Genomic DNA, 16,141 nt, shown 5'->3' with positions numbered 1-16,141 from the left:
GGAAAGGGGCCTCCTCCCTCGGTCCTGCGGCCGACCGGCCGCCGCCGGATCAGCCGCGGACGAGCGGCTTGTACTTGATGCGGTGCGGCTCGACCGCCTCGTCGCCGAGGCGGCGCTTCTTGTCGGATTCGTAATCCTGGAAGTTGCCCTCGAACCACTCGACGTGGCTGTCGCCCTCGAAGGCGAGGATGTGGGTGGCGATGCGGTCGAGGAACCAGCGGTCGTGGCTGATCACCACGGCGCAGCCGGGGAAGTTCTCCAGCGCCTCTTCGAGGGCGCGCAGGGTGTCGACGTCGAGGTCGTTGGTCGGCTCGTCGAGCAGCAGCACGTTGGCGCCGGACTTCAGCATCTTGGCGAGGTGGACGCGGTTGCGCTCGCCGCCGGAGAGCTGGCCCACCTTCTTCTGCTGGTCGGGGCCGCGGAAGTTGAAGGAGGAGACGTAGGCGCGGCTCGGCATCGACTTCTTGCCGAGGTCGATCACGTCGAGGCCGTCGGAGATCTCCTCCCACACCGTCTTCTTGCCGTCGAGCGTGTCGCGGCTCTGGTCGACGTAGCCCAGCTTCACCGTCTCGCCGACCCGGAAGCTGCCGTCGTCGGGCGTCTCCTGGCCGGTGATCATGCGGAAGAGCGTGGTCTTGCCGGCGCCGTTGGGGCCGATGACGCCGACGATGCCGCCCGGCGGCAGCTTGAACGACAGGTCGTCGATCAGCAGGCGGTCGCCGAAGCCCTTGGCGATCTTCTCCGCCTCGATGACGACGTTGCCCAGGCGCGGCGGCGTCGGGATGACGATCTTGGCCTCGCCGACCGCCTCCTTGCCGCTCTCGGCCAGCATCGCCTCGTAGGCGGCGATGCGCGCCTTCGACTTGGCCTGGCGCGCGCGCGGGCTCTGGCGGATCCACTCCAGCTCGGCGGCCAGCTGCTTCTGGCGGTTCTGCTCCTGCTTGCCTTCCTGCTCCAGGCGCTTCTGCTTCTGCTCCAGCCAGGCGGAGTAGTTGCCCTCGTAGGGGAAGCCCTGGCCGCGGTCGAGCTCGAGGATCCAGCCGGTGACGTTGTCGAGGAAGTAACGGTCGTGGGTGACCAGGACGACGGTGCCCTTGTACTCCTGCAGGTGGCGCTCCAGCCAGGCCACCGACTCGGCGTCGAGGTGGTTGGTCGGCTCGTCCAGCAGCAGCAGGTCGGGCTTCTCCAGCAGCAGCTTGCACAGCGCCACGCGGCGCCTCTCGCCGCCCGACAGCTTGGTCACGTCGGCGTCGCCCGGCGGGCAGCGCAGGGCGTCCATGGCGATCTCGACGGTGCGGTCGAGGTCCCAGGCGTCGGCGGCGTCGATCTTCTCCTGCAGCTCGGCCTGCTCGGCCATCAGCGCGTCGAAGTCGGCGTCGGGGTCGGCCATCTGGTTCGACACCTCGTTGAAGCGGTCGACCAGCGCCTTGGTCTCGGCCAGCGCGTCCAGCACGTTCTCCTGGACCGTCTTGCCGGGATCGAGCTGCGGCTCCTGGGGCAGGTAGCCGACCTTGGCCCCCTGCGCCGCCCAAGCCTCGCCCGAGTAGTCCTTGTCGAACCCGGCCATGATCTTCATCAAGGTCGACTTGCCGGCGCCGTTGACGCCGAGCACGCCGATCTTCGCCCCGGGCAGGAAGCTCAGCCAGATGTTCTCCAGCACCTTCTTGCCGCCGGGATAGACCTTGGACAGGCCCTTCATGACATAGACATACTGGTAGGACGCCATGCGCCTCTCCGACCCTTCTTCGAGGGAAAAACGAATACCGGACGCCCTTGGCGCCGAGTGGACCGGGCAGGGTTTTAGCGCATCGCACCGTGGGTTGGAAGGGTCGCGCGCCTTTTGCGTCTTCCCCCGTCGGCCCGGCGCATGGTCGTTCGTCCTTGGGAACGGGAGGAAACATCCGCATGCTCTACGCCATCTTCTGCTACGACGACGAGGACACGGTCTTCGCCTACGACAAGGACGAGGAGGCCGCGCTGATGGGCCGGCTCGACGCCGTGCAGCGGCCGCTGCGCGAGGCCGGCCGGCTCGGTCCCGTCGCCCGCCTGCTGCCGACGACCGCCGCCACCACCGTGCGCAAGGGCCGCGACGCCCTGGTGATCGACGGCCCCTACGCCGAGACCAAGGAGCAGCTGCTCGGCTTCTACGTCGTCGACGTCGACACGCTGGAGGAGGCCCTGGCCTTCGCCCGCCGGCTCGCCGAGGCGAGCTCCGGCCCCGGCAGCTACGAGGTGCGGCCGATGCTGCTGTTCCGGCCGGGAGCGGACCTCGCGCCATGACCACCGACCCGGCCTGGATCGAGGCGGCGCTGACCGCCGCGCGGCCGCAGGCGGTGGCCGCCCTGCTCCGCTACTTCCGCGATCTCGACACGGCGGAAGAGGCGTTCCAGGACGCCTGCCTGCGCGCGCTGGAGGCGTGGCCGCGCAACGGTCCGCCCCGCGATGCCGCGGCCTGGCTGATCTTCGTCGCCCGCAACGCCGGCGTCGACGGGGTGCGGCGGGCCCGCCGCCTCGCCCCGCTGCCGCCGGAGGAGGCGCTGTCCGACCTGGAGGACGCCGAGGCCGACCTGGCGGACCGGCTGGACGCCGCCGACTGGCGCGACGACGTTCTGCGCCTGCTGTTCGTCTGCGCCCATCCCGATCTGCCACCGGCGCAGCAGATCGCCCTGGCCCTGCGCATCGTCTGCGGCGTGCCGGTGGCACGCATCGCCCGCGCCTTCCTGGTGGGTGAGGCGGCGATGGAGCAGCGCATCACCCGCGCCAAGGCGCGCGTGGCCGCCGCCGGCGTGCCCTTCGGATCGCCGGACCCGGGCGAACGGGCGGTGCGCCTGGGTGCCGTCATGACCATGCTCTACCTGCTGTTCAACGAGGGCTATTCCGCCAGCGGCGAGACCGTGGCGGAGCGGGCGCCGCTGTGCGACGAGGCGGTCCGCCTCGTCCGCCTGCTGCTGCGCCTGTTCCCGGCGGAGGCGGAGGTGATGGGACTGGTGGCGCTCATGCTGCTGCAGCACGCCCGCGCCCCGGCCCGCCACGGGCCGGACGGCGCCATCGTGCTGCTGGAGGATCAGGACCGCGGGCTCTGGAACCGCGCCGCCATCGCCGAGGGGCTGGCGCTGGTCGACAAGGCGATGCTGCACCGCAGCCCCGGCCCCTACCAGGTGCAGGCGGCCATCGCCGCCCTGCACGCCCGCGCGGCGCGGCCGCAGGACACCGACTGGGCGCAGATCGAGCGGCTCTACGCCAGCCTGGAGCGGCTGCAGCCCTCCCCCGTCGTCACCCTGAACCGCGCCGTCGCCGTCGCCAAGACCGCCGGTCCGGAGGCGGCGCTGGTGCTGGTGGAGCCGCTGGCCGACCGGCTGGCCGGCTACTTCCACTTCCACGGCGTGCGCGGCGCGCTGCTGCTCCAGCTCGGCCGCCGCGACGCGGCGCGCGCCGCCTTCGACCAGGCGATCGCCCGCGCCAATTCCGCCGCCGAGGCCGCGCACATCCGCCAGCACCTGGACCGGCTGATCCGCGACGCCGCGGACGTCCGGCAGGACTCGCTCCGGGACGCAGGATCGCGAGAGGCGACCTGATGCTGACGATCCGGGGCGGCAGGAGCCTGTCCGGCGTCCCGGCGGCAACGCGGAGACCGGGGTGATTCTTCACCATCCCGCAGGTCGTTGCGAAAGCGGTTCTTTCTGAAATGGCAACGTTCCGCAGCGCGCCAAGACCAACACGCGGGCGAAAGGCTCCAGGCTCATCGCCTGCCGCTGATCGCCACGATGTCCCGCAACTCTCCGCACTTTTTTTGTCGGGCGACGTCGGCGCAGGATGGGTGCGATCGTCCTCCGGGCATCCAGAAATCAGGGAGACAGGCCATGCAGGAATCCATCGACGTCACCGCGGGGGCGAAGCCTCCGGTTCTCGGGGGTGTCGTGCCCTACCTCACGGTCGACGGGGCCGTGCGTGCGGCCGCGTTCTACGCACAGGCGTTCGGCGCCACGGTCGTCGGGCAGCATCCGGTGGACGAGCAGGGACGGACCATGCACGTCCACCTCCATCTGAACGGCGGATCGCTGATGCTGAGCGACGCCTATCCGGAACACGGGCATCCTTGGAAGCCGGCGCAGGGATATCTGCTGCACCTTGCGGTCGCCGACGTGGACGCCGCGTGGGACCGCGCCGTCGGCGCCGGGGCCGAGATCGTGCTGCCGCTGCAGGAGATGTTCTGGGGCGACCGTTACGGCCAGCTCCGCGACCCCTTCGGCGTGATGTGGTCGCTGTCGGCGCCGGCACGGTGATGCTCGACCCGATCGACATGGCGCACCGGCCCTGTCGAGGAATGAAGTAACCGGTGAAAAATAGGAGCTCGGGTCCTTCCCGTTGTTGTCCGCGATCCCATCTGTAGTTGGGAAGATCGTGCCGTGACCGGTCGACGTGCAGCAACGGGAGGAACCGATGGCGACGTTGAAGGAATTCGAGGAGGCGCTGCGGGCGGCGGGCAACACCGCGGCCCTGGCGATTCTGGAGTCCCTGCGCGAACGGGACCGGGCCAACCGCACCATCCGGCCGGCCCGGCGCCTGACCGGCCGCAAGATGACGCCGGAACTGGCGCAGGAGGTCCTGCACCTCCACCACACCACGGACATGACGCAGCAGGAGATCGCCTTCCAGCTCGGCGTCAACCAGGGCCGGGTGAACGAGGTGATCAAGCGCGGCAAGTGGCTCGACGGCGACCCCGACGCCCCCGAAGCGGTCGTCCGCGACAAGGCGGTGGACCGGGCGAAGAAGGGCATCGGCATCGCGCCGAAGCGCGCGAAGGGCAACGGCGCCTCCGCCGGGGACCGCAAGAGCGCCGCCCGCCCGGCGGTCCGGCCGGCGGACAAGGGAGAGCGCAAGCCCCGCCCGGCCGGCGGTCCGACGCAACTGCTGCTGGACGGGCTGTAAGGACCGCCCGCCTCTTCCCGCCGCCCGTCGCGCGCTCTACACTCCTGCGACAACCGGAAGGGGCGGACCATGAGCGACGAACTCGTCTTCTACACCCACCCGATGTCGCGCGGGCGCATCGTCCGCTGGATGCTGGAGGAGGTCGGCCGCCCCTACCGCACCGAACTTCTGGAGTACGGGACGACCATGAAGGCGGCGGCCTACCGCGCCGTCAATCCCATGGGCAAGGTGCCGGCGCTCCGCCACGGCGGGACGGTGGTGACCGAAGGTGCCGCGATCTGCGCTTACCTCGCCGATGCGTTTCCCGAGGCGGGGCTGGCCCCGCCGTCCGGCGACCCGCTGCGCGGCCCCTACTATCGCTGGCTGTTCTTCGCCGCCGGCCCGCTGGAGGCGGCGGCGACCAACCAGGCGTTCGGCTTCGCCGTGCCGCCCGAGCGCACCCGCGCCGTCGGCTACGGCTCGCTCGCCGACGTGACGGACGCGCTGGAGAGCGCCGTCGCCGACCGCGACTATCTCGTCGGCGACCGCTTCACGGCCGCCGACCTCTATCTCGGCGCCCAGCTCGGCTGGCTGCTGCAGTTCGGCATGATCGACAAGCGGCCGGCCTTCGAGCGCTACGCGCAACGCCTCGCGGCGCGCCCCGCCGCGGTGCGGGCGCGGGCGATCGACGACGCGCTGGTCGCGGCGCCGTAGGCCGCCCGCGCCCACCGGCGCGGCGCTACGCGAACACCTCCTCCAGGAACGCCGTCATGGCCGCCCAGGAGCGGCGGTCGGCCGCCGCGTCGTAGCGCAGGCCACGCTCCGGCTTGTCGACGCCCTTCGCGGTGAAGGCGTGCATCGCGTGGCCGTAGGCGTGGAGCTGCCAGTCGGCCCCGGCGTCGGTCAGCTCCTTGGCCACCGCCAGCACGTCGGCCGGCGGCGCCATCGGGTCGTCCCAGCCGTGCAGGATCAGCACCTTGGCCGTGATCGGCGCCTGCGCGCCGAGACCGGGTGCGGAGAACAGGCCGTGGAAGCTGGCCGCGCCCTTGACGTCGGGCGTGGCGCTGCGCGCCAGGTCCAGCGCGCACATGCCGCCGAAGCAGTAGCCGATGGCGGCGATCCGGTCCGGATCGACCGCCGGGTGCGCCTTGGCGGCGGCGACGGCGGCGAGCAGGCGCCGGCGCAGCAGGGCGCGGTCGGCGACGTAAGGGCCGATCAGGGCGCTGTTGTCGCCGCCGGGGTCGCCGCGCACCCCCTTGCCGAAGACGTCGGCCACGAAGCCGACGTAGCCGAGGCGCGCCAGCGCGTCGGCCGTCGCCCGCTCGTGGTCGCACGGCCCCGCCCACTGGTGGGCGATGAGCACGCACGGCCGCCGCTCGCCGGCGGCCGCCTCGTGGGCGACGTAGGCCTCGCAGGTCACGTCGCCGTCGCTGTAGTCCAGTGTCTGTCCCGCCATGCTGTCGCTTCCCTCGTCTTTTCGGCCCGATCGGCCGGCTGACAATCGCGCCATGGCGCCGCATATTCAAGCCCGTGCGACGCAGCGGAAAGATGCGATGCTGGACATCTATGTGGACGCCGACGCCTGTCCGATGAAGCCGGAGGTCTACCGGGTGGCGGGGCGCTATGACCTGAAGGTCCTGCTGGTGAGCAACCAGCCGCTGCGCCTGCCCACCGAATGCCGGGCCGAGCTGGTGGTGGTCGATGCCGGCTTCGACGCCGCCGACGACTGGATCGCCGAGCAGGCCGGCGCCATGGACATCGTCGTCACCGCCGACATCCCGCTGGCCGACCGGGCGCTGAAGAAGGGAGCCGTCGTCATCGGCTCGACCGGCAAGCCCTTCACCCGGGACAACATCGGCCAGGCGCTGGCCGGCCGGGCGCTGATGACGGACCTGCGGGACATGGGGCTGGCCTCGGGCGGGCCGCCGCCGCTGGCGGCGAGGGACCGGTCGCTGTTCCTGCAGACCCTCGATCAGGCGGTGCAGGCGCTCAGGCGCGGACGCATGCCGATCTGGCGGTAGAGCAAGATCGCTTTTGGCCGATCCGGCCAAAAGCGCGAATCTTGCTCTAAACATTTGAATTTAGAGCGGCCTCCTCAGGCCGCCATCAGCGCCCGCGTCTCGCCCAGGGTGGCGATGCCCCTCGCGTCGAGGCGGTGCACCAGGACGGACGCCAACTCGGCGGCGAGCAGGGCGTGCGGCGTGCCGTTGGGACCCTCGTGGTGCTCGACGCCGACGGCCGCGGCGAGCGCCGGCAGGTCCGGTTCGGCCGCCGCCAGATCGAGGGCCGGATCGAGGGCCGCGGCGAGCCGGCCGAGGTCGAGGGCGGGCGGCGCCTCGAACGGACCGATTCCGGCCCGTTCGACCTCGCGGCCGAGCGCCGCCAGCGCCGCCTCGACACCGACCCCGACCACCAGGCTGCCGCGCAGGGCCTCGGCGACCACCGGCCACACCTCGGCGAAGGGACGTGCCCCGGCGAGCGCCAGCGGAGCGATGCCGTGGGCCGCGGCGGCGGCGGCCGGCAGCGGTTCCCCGGTATCCACCAGCAGGTCGAAGGACACGGTGCGGAACACCCGTCCACCCGACAGGCGCACGGTGCCGACGCCGACGACCCGGCCGCCGCCGGTTTGCGGCTCGCTGGTCGCCACCCACAGCGCCGTCATCGGCAGCGTGCCCAGCGGCTCGTGGTCGGCGCCATGGGCTCGGCCGGCCGGCACGGCGGCGCGCGCCGGGCGGTATTCGGGCGGGCGCACCGGAAAGACGACGGCCACCCCGGCGCCCAGCCCGAGGTCGGCGACCCGCGCCGGGAACTCCGACCCGTCGCGGCGCGCCAGCGTCGCCGCCGCCAGCTCGCCGGCGGCGCGCGCCTGCTCGATGGCGCGGAACAGGGCCGGTCGGTCGATGTGGTCGTAGACGTCCATGCCGGGCGCCGCGTTGTTGCCGAGCAAGCGGGCGGCGGCCGCGTTGAGCGTAGCGATGCGCCCGTTCTCGTCCAGGGTCAGCACCGGCTCCTCCAGCGCCATGGCGACGGCGGCCAGCCGGTCGCCGGCGCGGCCGCCCGCCCGCCGCTCGCGGCGGAACGCCTCGGCCACCGCATCGGCCAAGCGGCCGAGTTCGTCCATCCGTCCGCCGTCCCACGAGCCGGGAGGGCCGGGAAGATGGCGCAGCGCCGCGAGATCGTCGCGCAGCCGCTCCATGTCGCGGAAGTGGCGGGAGAGACGGGCGAAGACGAACCACAGGGCGATCACACCGAGGCCGGCCGCCGCCATGTCGGTGGCGAAGGCCTCGGCATCGGCGCCCGTACGCTGCGCCACGTCGACGCCGAGATAGGCGATCGCCAGCCCGGCCACCGCCAGACCCAGGATCGCCACGCGCCACGTGCCGCCCATGCGCGTTCCCCGCTCCTCAACACCATCGCGGGGTGACTGTAGCGCCGCCGCGTCCGGCGGAGAAGGGGGCGGCCGGAGTGCCACGGCCGGAGCGCTGCCGCCGGCCTCACGACCCGGCGGCAGCGCCTCCCCGCGTGGTCTCGCGCTGCAGCGCCTTCTCCTGCCCCTGGCGGTAGCGCCGGACCGCCGCCGCCTCGCGCTCGGCGTCGCCCGGGGCCAAGGCGCGGCCTCCCAGCAGGTCCCGCGGCTGTTCCACGGTGACCGCCAGGTTGCGCGCGGTGGCGCAGCCCAGGCCGAGGCCGCCGTCGTGCCAGGGGCCGGGCCGCACCTCGGCGTCCGGCAGCGTCGTCGGCACCGGCCCGCAGTCCGGCGGCACGGCGACCAGGCGTTCTGGGGTCTCGCGCGCCGGGGTCACGGCGATCGGCCAGTGCGGCGGTTCCAGGGGCGTGCTCGTGCACGCCGCCGGCAGCAGGGCGGACGCCGCCACCAAGGCGACGGCGAGGAGCGGGCGGGAGCGGGTGGCCGTGCGCATGGTCCGCCTCATTCGACGATGTAGCCGACCGGCCCGCTCAGCCGGAAGCCGGCGACCGGGCGGGCTCCGGGACCGGGCTGCGTCATGCGGCCGAGCAGCACGCGGTCGATGAAGCGGGTCGGCGAGATGCCGTCGGTGGGCGCGGCAAGGGCCGCCGGACCGCTGGCCGGCTGCACGATGTAGGGAGTGACGATGATGACGAGCTCCGTCTCGTTGCGCTGGAACTGGCTGGAGCGGAACAGCGTGCCCAGCACGGGGACGTCGCCGAGGAAGGGAAACTTGTCGATCGTCTCGTTCACGTTGTTCTGGAGCAGTCCGGCGATGGCGAAGCTCTGGCCGCTGCCCAGCTCGATGGTGGTCTCGGCGCGGCGCGTCCGCAGGGCGGGAATGCGCGCGCCCTCCAGCACCAGTTCGCCGACGCTGCTCAGCTCGCTGACCTCCGGGCGCACCCGCATGCTGATGCGCTCGCCCGACAGGACCGTCGGGGTGAACGCCAGCGAAACGCCGAACTCCTTGAACTCGATGGAGGTGCGGTCGTCCTCCTGGGAGACCGGGATGGGGAACTCGCCGCCGGCGAGGAAGCTCGCCGTCTCCCCCGAGGTGGCGACGAGGTTGGGCTCGGCGAGGATGGTGATCAGACCGTCGCTCGCCAGGGCGTCGATCAGCCCGTTGATGTCCCAGCGCTCGCCGCTGTAGGAGCCGTAGAGGTTCATCATGTCGGGGGTGCGCACCAGCGAGTTCACGCCGTTGTTGGCGATCGCCCGGATGTCGGTGAGCCCCGAGGCGAGGCCCACGGTGTAGCCCGACCCCAGGCGGCCGAGGATCTCCCAGTTGAAGCCGAAGTCCTCGCGCACGGAGCGCGACACTTCGGACACACGCACCCGCAGCATCACCTGGGAGGCGCCGGTGATGCCGAGGCGGACGAGGACGTCGCCCTGCTCGGCGCCGACGAAGCGCTGGGCGATGCGGCGCGCGTCCTCCGCTTCGGCGGGCGAGGCGACGCTGCCGCTCAGCACCACCGCCCCGTCCACCGACTCCGCGGTGATGGCGCGGTCGGGAAAGCGCTCGCGCAGGGCGCGGGCGAGCCCGCTCAGGTTCGCCGTCACCACGACGGTGCGATTGATCAGCACCCGCTCGTCGCTGTTGGTGGCGATCAGCGAGGTCTCCCCCGGCCGCTTGCCGAAGAGATAGACCATGGTCGGCGACATCACCTGCAGGTCGGCGATGTCGGGATTGGCGATGAAGACCGACGACGCCGGCTGCGGCAACCGCACGATCTGCCCCTTGTCCTGTTCGAGGCGCAGGGTTCCGGCCCCCTGGGCCGCGGCAGGCGCCGCCGCCCCGCCCCACAGGACCAGGAAAAGGAGACCGGCGAGGATCGTGCGACTCATGCTGTCACCGCGGCTGGAAGACCACCTCCGCGGATTCGCCGCCGCGGACCACGCGTACCTTTACCGCAGGGCGCGCCGGAGCACCCGGCTGACTTTCGGACTGGTCGAAGGCCGCAGTCCGTTCGGCCGAGGGTGGCGGCGGCGCCGGGCCGAGGTCGCTGTCCCGGGTGACGGGGCGGCCGTCGGCGATCACCACACCGCCGTCCGCGTCGGTCGCGGTTCCGGTGAGGCCGTCGGCCGACGCCACCTCGACGCCGCCCGCCAGCCCGGCCGCCGCGGACGGGGCGCACCACCGCAGGTGGTCCGGCCGCAGCAGCGCGCCGGCCGCCAGGTCCGTCGTCGCCACCGGCGGCCGGACCGTCTTCTCCGCCTCGGCCGGCCCCCGTGCGACCGCGGCCGTCACCACGGCCGGAACGGCGGACGCCGTTCCCCGCTGCTGCCCCGGCACGGCTCCCGCCAACGCCACCAGGGCGGCCAGGGCGGCCATCGCCGGGACGATCCTGCGGACGGACATCACCTCTCCTCCTCGTTCGCCACGCCGAACGGCGCACAACCGCCGGCCGAGTCGCGGCATCGGCTCCCCGGGCACGGCGGCGATGCGGGCGCCGGGCCCGCCTGCGGGCATCCGCCGGCCCACCGCCGCTTCGGCCGGTCCGGCGAGCCGGCCGACCGCTCCCACCTCGACGCCCGCCCGGCCGGACCCGTTCCCCTTCGGCACACAAATGTCCGCGCTCCGGGTCGAATCGTGCGCCGCTTGCCGCCGTTCGGCAGGGTTGCGCGTACTGAGGCCGCGATCACGACCGTCGCGCGGCTCCTGCTTTCCAAGAATTTGGATAATAATACGTTAACCATGCGCGTTGCTTTGCCGAACGGCGGCGAGTTCGGCGGCGGCATCCAGGCCTATATCGAACTTTGCCTGGATTATGTCACAGGCATCGCGTTGCCCTGCTCAATATATCTTTCCCCGTCTCGGCTTCGGCCCGGTCATGCCCCTGCCGTTGCCAATCGTCGCGGCGCATCGACCGGCCCGACATCGCTCCTGGACAGATTTGACTCCGACGATCGCCGACGGCGGTCGCAGCAGGAACGAATATTCGGCTTTTTTTAGGTTTTTTCTTGTTCTCCGAAGGACTTGATCTTTCGGCATCCACAGATCAAAAGTGGTTGCGGGTCGGTTGCAAGACGAGCCCGCTCCGACCCGAGGCGGCGTGATGACGGAACCGGTACGGCCTTAGCGAGTGTACCCATGACCATGATCGGATTCGGCACGATGCGGGATCATGACCGCCGCCGCGGCGGGCGCAGCCGTCGCATCGGCGTCACCCTGGCGATCCTGGTGGCGCTCCCGCTGGCCTGCTGTCTCGGCCTCGGCGTCGACGCCATGCGCGGCTACCTCGTCGAGGCGCGCCTGTCGCGGGCGCTGGACGCCGCGGCCCTGGCCGGCGGCCGCGTCCACGTCGACGAACAGCGCGACGGCCATGTGCGGACCTTCTTCAAGGCGGCCTTCCCCGACGGGTTTCTCGGCGCCGACCCGGCCCCCCTCACGATCGCCGAGGACCGGGAGAACGGCACCCTGATCGTCCGCGCGACGGCGCGGGTGCACGCCGTGTTCCGCCGCCTCCTCGGCTTCGACGACCTGACGGTGGAGGCGCGTTCGGTGGTGCGCCGCAACCGCGGAAGCGATCCGGTGCTCGCCACGCGACCGCTCTGAGCACGGCCGCCGGCCGGTGCCGGCGCCTCAGCCGCCGCCCTCGGCGACCGGCACCCGGCGGGGGAAGCGCAGGACGAAGCTCGTCCCCTTCCCTTCCTCGCTGGCGACGGCGATGCTGCCGCGCATGGTGCCGGTGACGATGTTGTAGACGATGTGGAGGCCGAGCCCGCTGGCTCCCCGGCCGCGCTTGGTGGTGAAGAACGGGTCGAAGACGCGGGCGAGGTTGGCCGCCGCGATGCCGCGGCCGTCGTCCTGGTAGCGCATCTCCACCATTCCCGGCTCGACCTCGGCGGCGGTCAGCCGGATGGTTCCCGCTTCGCCCTCGTCGTAGGCGTGGACCAGCGCGTTGATCAGCAGGTTGGACAGCACCTGCGAGAAGGCGCCGGGGAAGCCGTCGACGACGACGTCGGCGGGAATGTCGGACGCCACGGTGACGGCCGACTTCTTGAAGCGCGGCCGCAGACTCAGCAGAACCTCCTGCACGTAGTCCCGCAGGTTGAAGGTGCGGCGCTCGGCGCTGGCCTGATCGACGGCGACCTGCTTGAAGCTCTGGATCAGGTCTGAGGCGCGGTCGATGTTGCTCATGATCATCTGCGCCGTCTCCCCGCACAGCGCGAGGAAGCTTGCGAAGTCGCTGCGGCGGATCCGCCCCTCCTCGAAGGCGGCCGAGATCTTGCGCACCTCCTCGCCGAGATGGGAGATGGCGGTCAGGGCGACGCCCACCGGCGTGTTGATCTCGTGCGCCACCCCGGCCACGAGCTGGGCGAGGGAGGCCAGCTTCTCCGCCTGGACGAGGCTCTCCTGGGTGCGCTGGAGGTCGCCGAGCGCGCGCTCCGCCCGCTCCTTGGCGCTGCGCAGCTCCTCTTCGACACGCTTGCGCTCGGACACGTCGGTGAAGGTGGACACGAACCCGCCGCCGGCCATGGGCAGCCCGTACACCTCGATGACCGTGCCGTCGCCGAGGCGGCGTTCGAAGCGGTGCGGCTCCGGGCGGCGGGCGCGTTCGACCCGCTCGCGCACCTGTTCCTCGACGTCGCCCGGGCCGTACTCGCCGCGCTCGGCGTTGTGGCGCATGAAATCGGCGAAGGGGCGCCCCTCGACGTTGAACGCCGCGGGGAACTTCAGCAGGTCGATGAAGCGCTGGTTCCACGCGATCATCCGCAGCTCGCCGTCGAACGCGCACAGGCCCTGGCCGATGCTCTCCAGCACCGCCTGCAGCAACGCCGACTTGCGGGCCAGCTCCTCCTCGGTGCGCTTGCGCCGGGTCATGTCCGTGTAGGTGCGCACGAGTCCGCCGCTCGGCAGGAGGTTGGCGCGGACCTCGAGGACGGTCCCGTTGGGCCGCCGCCGTTCGTAGGCGATCGCCGGCGGGTGCTCGTTGACCCGTGCCGGCCGGCCGCCGGGCCGCAGGAGGGACGGCAGCTGCTCCAGGTTCGGGCCGAACTCGCCCGTGGCGATCTGGTGGGCGAGGATGCCCTCCATGGTCGGCCCGCCGGCGAACACCGCGTCGGGCAGTTCGAGCAGGTCGCGGACGCGGCGGTTGCAGGCGACGACGCGGCCGTCGGCGTCGTACATGATGACGCCCTGGTCCATGTGCTCGAGCAGCGCCTCCAGGGTCTGCGTCTTGAGCGCCAGTTCCGCCTCGGCATTCTTGCGGGCGGTGACGTCGGAGAAGGTGCGGACGTGGCCGCCGTCGGGCAGCGGCGCCACCTGCACCTCCAGCACCCGCCCGTCCGCCTGCCGGCGGACGTAGCCGGTCTCCCGCCCGTTGCCGGTCAGCGTGGCGAACAGGACGTCGACCTTGGCGTCGAGGTCGTCGCCGAGATCCGGGGCGTCGTCCGGCAGGCGGATGCGTCCGGTCGCCACCTGGAAGCGCGCGACGTCGCGCATGGACGGGGCGGCGGCGGCCATCTCCGCGGGCAGGCCCAGCAGGTCGAGCGCCCGCTGGTTGAAGGCGACGATGCGGTCGCGGGCGTCCACCAGCGCGATTCCCTGGCTCATGTTCTCCAGGATGATCCGCAGCATGTCGGCCTTGCGGGCGCTCTCCTCCTCGGCCCGCCGGCGGGCCGTCACGTCGGTGTAGGTCCGCACGAAGCCGCCGTCGGGCAGCAGCGAGGTGCGCACCTCGACGATCCGCCCGTTGGGGCGGACGTGCTCGTACAGCGGGACGTCGGCGCGCCTCGCCTCGGCCACCCGCCGGCGCACCTCCGCCTCGACGTCGATGCCATCGCCGTATTCGCCCCGCTCGGCGGTGATGCGGATCAGATCCTCGAACCGCATGCCCGGCCGGGCGAGGTCCGGCGGCACGTCGTAGAGTTCCGACAGACGGCGGTTGACGGCCAGCACCCGCAGGTCGGCGTCGACCATGGCGATGCCCTGCCCCATGTTCTCGAGGGTCGCTTCGAGAATGGCGTTCTTGCGGGCGATCTCGGCGGCCGAACGCGCCGCCAGCTCGCCCTCGCGACGCCGCTCGGCCGTGACGTCGCGGACCACGCTGACGATCCCGCCGTCGGGCGTCGGACGCTCGGCGATCCGGATGCGGCGGTCGCCCGACACCGCCAGCTCCAGCGGTCCGCCGGGCAGCCGGTGGGCGATGCGGATGCGCTCGCACCAACGCTGCCGTTCCGCCGGCTCCAGCGCCGCCGCTTCGGGAAAGTGCCCGGCCGCCAGCGCACCGGCGAGGATCTCGTCGAACGCCGCCCCGGCGGCGCAGCCCGGTCCCATGAGGCTGCGGTAGAGGGCGTTGCATTCGACCAGCCGGTCGTCGTCGTCGTAGAGGGCGAAGCCTTCGGGCAGGCTCTCGACGGCGACCGACAGCTGCCGGCGCGCCCGGCGGGCCGCCTGCTCCGAGCGCACCTGGACGGTGACGTCGGTCCACAGGCTGTAGAGGTCGCCGTCCTCGGCCAGCCGCTCCTCGAACTGCAGCCAGCCGCCGTCGCGCCGCTCCAGCGTCGCCGGTTCCGTCGCCGGGCTGGAGCGGGGATCGGTCCGTTCGATCAGGGGACGCAGCCGTTCGCGCTGGCCGGGAGCCAGCAGCCGCTCGGCGACCGCCGCCAGCAGTGCGGTGTAGGCCACCCCGGGGTGGAACAGCCCAACCACGTCGGGCAGCAGGTCGCCGAGCGCGCGGTTCGCCATGACGAAGGCGCCGCCGGCGCCGATCCGGGCGAAGCCGACGCGCATCGCCGCGGCGGTGTCGCGGCCCAGCGCCCGGTCGGCCACCAGCGCCTTCTCGGCGGTCACGTCGGTCCAGATCTTGAGCCGGCTGCCGTCGACGAAGCGGTGGGCCTCGACACGGAACCAGCGGCCGTCGCGGCGCTGGTAGACGTAGGGGTCCTGCTGCTCCCGGTGGCGGCGCAGCCCGGCCGCGAGATGGCGGTCGAGCGCCGGCATCTCCTCGGGCGGCAAGTTGGCCGCGAAGTAGCGCCGCAGCGTGTCCTCGTAGGAGACGCCGGGCCGCAGAAGGTCGGCCTCCTCGGGAAAGAAGCGCGGATAGGCGGGGTTCCACAGCACGATGCGGTCGAGCGGATCGAACAGGCAGACCGCGGTGTCGAGGCGGCCGAGCAGCACGTCGAGAAGGTCGCGCGCGCCCATCGGCAAGGGCGCGTCGGCGACGGAATCGGCTATGAGCAGCGGCGGCGTGTCCACCCTGGATCCCGATGTGCGGTCATGGCCCGCCGCAGTGTAGCAGGCCCGAGGCGTTTTCCCTCACCGCAAGTTGTCGGAGCGGCGGGGCAATCGGATGATCCGCGCCGGCGGGCATATCGGATCGGACAGGGGGAAATGCGCGTCCAGCACCCGCCCCGGGGAGCGGGCCGGAGTCCCGGAGCCGGGTGCGATGTCCCGGGAATCCACGGGGCCGGGACTTGACACGGCGGCGGATGAGGGTATCTTGCGCGCCTACGTCGCCGCCCCGCCGGGCCGGCGGGTTACGGATCTATGTCGGGATAGCGATCATGGCCAAGCAGAACACCGTCCTCATCAAGCTGGTGAGCACGGCCGATACCGGTTTCTTCTACGTCAAGAAGAAGAACCCGAAGAAGACCACCGAGAAGCTGTCGTTCAACAAGTACGACCCGGTGGCGCGCAAGCATGTCGAGTTCAAGGAATCGAAGATCAAGTAAGGCGTTCCGGCCGCGACGTGCAGGAAAAGGCCGTCCCGAGGGGCGGCCTTTTGCATTTCTTCTGTCTGTCCCGTCCTTTTGCCAGACCCA

16 protein-coding genes are annotated in these 16,141 nt (G+C 71.9%); 9 read left to right on the top strand and 7 right to left on the bottom strand.

The genetic code is table 11. From position 1 onward, the window contains the following. Window positions 1–49: 49 nt before the first annotated feature. Window positions 50–1,726 (bottom strand): energy-dependent translational throttle protein EttA, encoded by a 1,677-nt coding sequence (gene ettA, locus ACSBPG_RS18835; RefSeq protein ID WP_435538738.1) that lies wholly within the window; start codon window positions 1,724–1,726, stop codon window positions 50–52. A gap of 179 nt (window positions 1,727–1,905) precedes the next feature. Between ettA and ACSBPG_RS18830 the strand changes: the two genes are divergently transcribed. The 5 genes from ACSBPG_RS18830 to ACSBPG_RS18810 all read left to right on the top strand — a co-directional run bounded on the left by ACSBPG_RS18830 (window position 1,906) and on the right by ACSBPG_RS18810 (window position 5,622). Continuing rightward, the gene (locus ACSBPG_RS18830) at window positions 1,906–2,280 is read left to right on the top strand and encodes a YciI family protein (RefSeq protein ID WP_435538737.1); all 375 of its coding nucleotides are present in this window, start codon (window positions 1,906–1,908) and stop codon (window positions 2,278–2,280) included. Beyond that, window positions 2,277–3,575, top strand: a complete 1,299-nt coding sequence (locus ACSBPG_RS18825; RefSeq protein ID WP_435538736.1) for an RNA polymerase sigma factor — start codon at window positions 2,277–2,279, stop codon at window positions 3,573–3,575. The genes ACSBPG_RS18830 and ACSBPG_RS18825 overlap by 4 nt, the downstream gene beginning before the upstream one ends. Window positions 3,576–3,860: 285 nt before the next feature. After that, window positions 3,861–4,283 carry a VOC family protein gene (locus ACSBPG_RS18820; RefSeq protein WP_435538735.1) on the top strand — a complete coding sequence of 141 codons (423 nt, stop codon included), beginning with the start codon at window positions 3,861–3,863 and terminating at the stop codon, window positions 4,281–4,283. A 157-nt stretch (window positions 4,284–4,440) separates the two neighbouring features. Next, entirely contained in the window at window positions 4,441–4,929 is a 489-nt protein-coding gene (locus ACSBPG_RS18815; protein ID WP_435538734.1) for a sigma factor-like helix-turn-helix DNA-binding protein, read from the top strand. Window positions 4,930–4,998: 69 nt separating this feature from the next. Beyond that, window positions 4,999–5,622 (top strand): glutathione S-transferase family protein, encoded by a 624-nt coding sequence (locus ACSBPG_RS18810; RefSeq protein ID WP_435538733.1) that lies wholly within the window; start codon window positions 4,999–5,001, stop codon window positions 5,620–5,622. Window positions 5,623–5,647: 25 nt separating this feature from the next. Here the strand turns inward: ACSBPG_RS18810 and ACSBPG_RS18805 are convergent, their stop codons facing one another. Beyond that, window positions 5,648–6,364, bottom strand: a complete 717-nt coding sequence (locus tag ACSBPG_RS18805; RefSeq protein ID WP_435538732.1) for a dienelactone hydrolase family protein — start codon at window positions 6,362–6,364, stop codon at window positions 5,648–5,650. A gap of 100 nt (window positions 6,365–6,464) precedes the next feature. Here ACSBPG_RS18805 and ACSBPG_RS18800 point away from each other — a divergent pair, with 100 nt between their 5' ends. Then, on the top strand, window positions 6,465–6,929 hold the full coding sequence (locus ACSBPG_RS18800; RefSeq protein WP_435538811.1) for a YaiI/YqxD family protein: 465 nt from the start codon (window positions 6,465–6,467) through the stop codon (window positions 6,927–6,929). A 74-nt stretch (window positions 6,930–7,003) separates the two neighbouring features. Here ACSBPG_RS18800 and ACSBPG_RS18795 read toward each other — a convergent pair whose 3' ends face one another. The 4 genes from ACSBPG_RS18795 to ACSBPG_RS18780 all read right to left on the bottom strand — a co-directional run bounded on the left by ACSBPG_RS18795 (window position 7,004) and on the right by ACSBPG_RS18780 (window position 10,733). Continuing rightward, the gene (locus ACSBPG_RS18795; RefSeq protein ID WP_435538731.1) at window positions 7,004–8,296 is read right to left on the bottom strand and encodes an exonuclease domain-containing protein; all 1,293 of its coding nucleotides are present in this window, start codon (window positions 8,294–8,296) and stop codon (window positions 7,004–7,006) included. Between the two features lie 106 nt (window positions 8,297–8,402). Beyond that, window positions 8,403–8,828: a CpaD family pilus assembly lipoprotein gene (locus tag ACSBPG_RS18790; RefSeq protein ID WP_435538730.1), complete on the bottom strand. Its 426-nt coding sequence runs from the start codon at window positions 8,826–8,828 to the stop codon at window positions 8,403–8,405. Between the two features lie 8 nt (window positions 8,829–8,836). Continuing rightward, on the bottom strand, window positions 8,837–10,219 hold the full coding sequence (locus ACSBPG_RS18785) for a type II and III secretion system protein family protein (RefSeq protein ID WP_435538729.1): 1,383 nt from the start codon (window positions 10,217–10,219) through the stop codon (window positions 8,837–8,839). 4 nt (window positions 10,220–10,223) lie between these two features. Continuing rightward, window positions 10,224–10,733, bottom strand: coding sequence for a hypothetical protein (locus ACSBPG_RS18780; protein WP_435538728.1), 510 nt, complete (start codon window positions 10,731–10,733; stop codon window positions 10,224–10,226). A 231-nt stretch (window positions 10,734–10,964) separates the two neighbouring features. Here ACSBPG_RS18780 and ACSBPG_RS18775 point away from each other — a divergent pair, with 231 nt between their 5' ends. Together ACSBPG_RS18775 and ACSBPG_RS18770 are read left to right on the top strand one after the other, a co-directional pair. Beyond that, entirely contained in the window at window positions 10,965–11,327 is a 363-nt protein-coding gene (locus ACSBPG_RS18775) for a hypothetical protein (RefSeq protein ID WP_435538727.1), read from the top strand. Between the two features lie 138 nt (window positions 11,328–11,465). Next, a complete protein-coding gene (locus tag ACSBPG_RS18770; protein WP_435538726.1) occupies window positions 11,466–11,930 on the top strand; it encodes a pilus assembly protein TadG-related protein in 465 nt (154 codons plus the stop codon). A gap of 27 nt (window positions 11,931–11,957) precedes the next feature. On the opposite strand, the gene ACSBPG_RS18765 is transcribed toward ACSBPG_RS18770, so the two are convergent. Further along, window positions 11,958–15,575, bottom strand: coding sequence for a PAS-domain containing protein (locus ACSBPG_RS18765; RefSeq protein ID WP_435538725.1), 3,618 nt, complete (start codon window positions 15,573–15,575; stop codon window positions 11,958–11,960). Window positions 15,576–15,883: 308 nt separating this feature from the next. Between ACSBPG_RS18765 and rpmG the strand changes: the two genes are divergently transcribed. Next, complete coding sequence (rpmG, locus tag ACSBPG_RS18760) at window positions 15,884–16,051, top strand: 50S ribosomal protein L33 (RefSeq protein WP_029007077.1); 168 nt, start codon at window positions 15,884–15,886, stop codon at window positions 16,049–16,051. Window positions 16,052–16,141 lie beyond the last annotated feature (90 nt).

This window comes from Azospirillum sp. ST 5-10 (assembly GCF_051225715.1).
Lineage (GTDB): Bacteria > Pseudomonadota > Alphaproteobacteria > Azospirillales > Azospirillaceae > Azospirillum.
The sequence above is the reverse complement of the archived record's forward strand: the minus strand, read 5'-3'. Positions and strand labels throughout refer to the sequence as shown.

Bases quoted from the DNA above. Each gene is read 5' to 3' on its own strand.
- ACSBPG_RS18770 (WP_435538726.1), top strand. From the start codon at position 11,466: ATGACCATGATCGGATTCGGCACGATGCGGGATCATGACCGCCGCCGC.
- ACSBPG_RS18830 (WP_435538737.1), top strand. From the start codon at position 1,906: ATGCTCTACGCCATCTTCTGCTACGACGACGAGGACACGGTCTTCGCC.
- ACSBPG_RS18820 (WP_435538735.1), top strand. From the start codon at position 3,861: ATGCAGGAATCCATCGACGTCACCGCGGGGGCGAAGCCTCCGGTTCTC.
- rpmG (WP_029007077.1), top strand. From the start codon at position 15,884: ATGGCCAAGCAGAACACCGTCCTCATCAAGCTGGTGAGCACGGCCGAT.
- ACSBPG_RS18790 (WP_435538730.1), bottom strand. From the start codon at position 8,828: ATGCGCACGGCCACCCGCTCCCGCCCGCTCCTCGCCGTCGCCTTGGTG.
- ettA (WP_435538738.1), bottom strand. From the start codon at position 1,726: ATGGCGTCCTACCAGTATGTCTATGTCATGAAGGGCCTGTCCAAGGTC.
- ACSBPG_RS18815 (WP_435538734.1), top strand. From the start codon at position 4,441: ATGGCGACGTTGAAGGAATTCGAGGAGGCGCTGCGGGCGGCGGGCAAC.
- ACSBPG_RS18780 (WP_435538728.1), bottom strand. From the start codon at position 10,733: ATGTCCGTCCGCAGGATCGTCCCGGCGATGGCCGCCCTGGCCGCCCTG.
- ACSBPG_RS18785 (WP_435538729.1), bottom strand. From the start codon at position 10,219: ATGAGTCGCACGATCCTCGCCGGTCTCCTTTTCCTGGTCCTGTGGGGC.
- ACSBPG_RS18805 (WP_435538732.1), bottom strand. From the start codon at position 6,364: ATGGCGGGACAGACACTGGACTACAGCGACGGCGACGTGACCTGCGAG.
- ACSBPG_RS18795 (WP_435538731.1), bottom strand. From the start codon at position 8,296: ATGGGCGGCACGTGGCGCGTGGCGATCCTGGGTCTGGCGGTGGCCGGG.
- ACSBPG_RS18810 (WP_435538733.1), top strand. From the start codon at position 4,999: ATGAGCGACGAACTCGTCTTCTACACCCACCCGATGTCGCGCGGGCGC.
- ACSBPG_RS18825 (WP_435538736.1), top strand. From the start codon at position 2,277: ATGACCACCGACCCGGCCTGGATCGAGGCGGCGCTGACCGCCGCGCGG.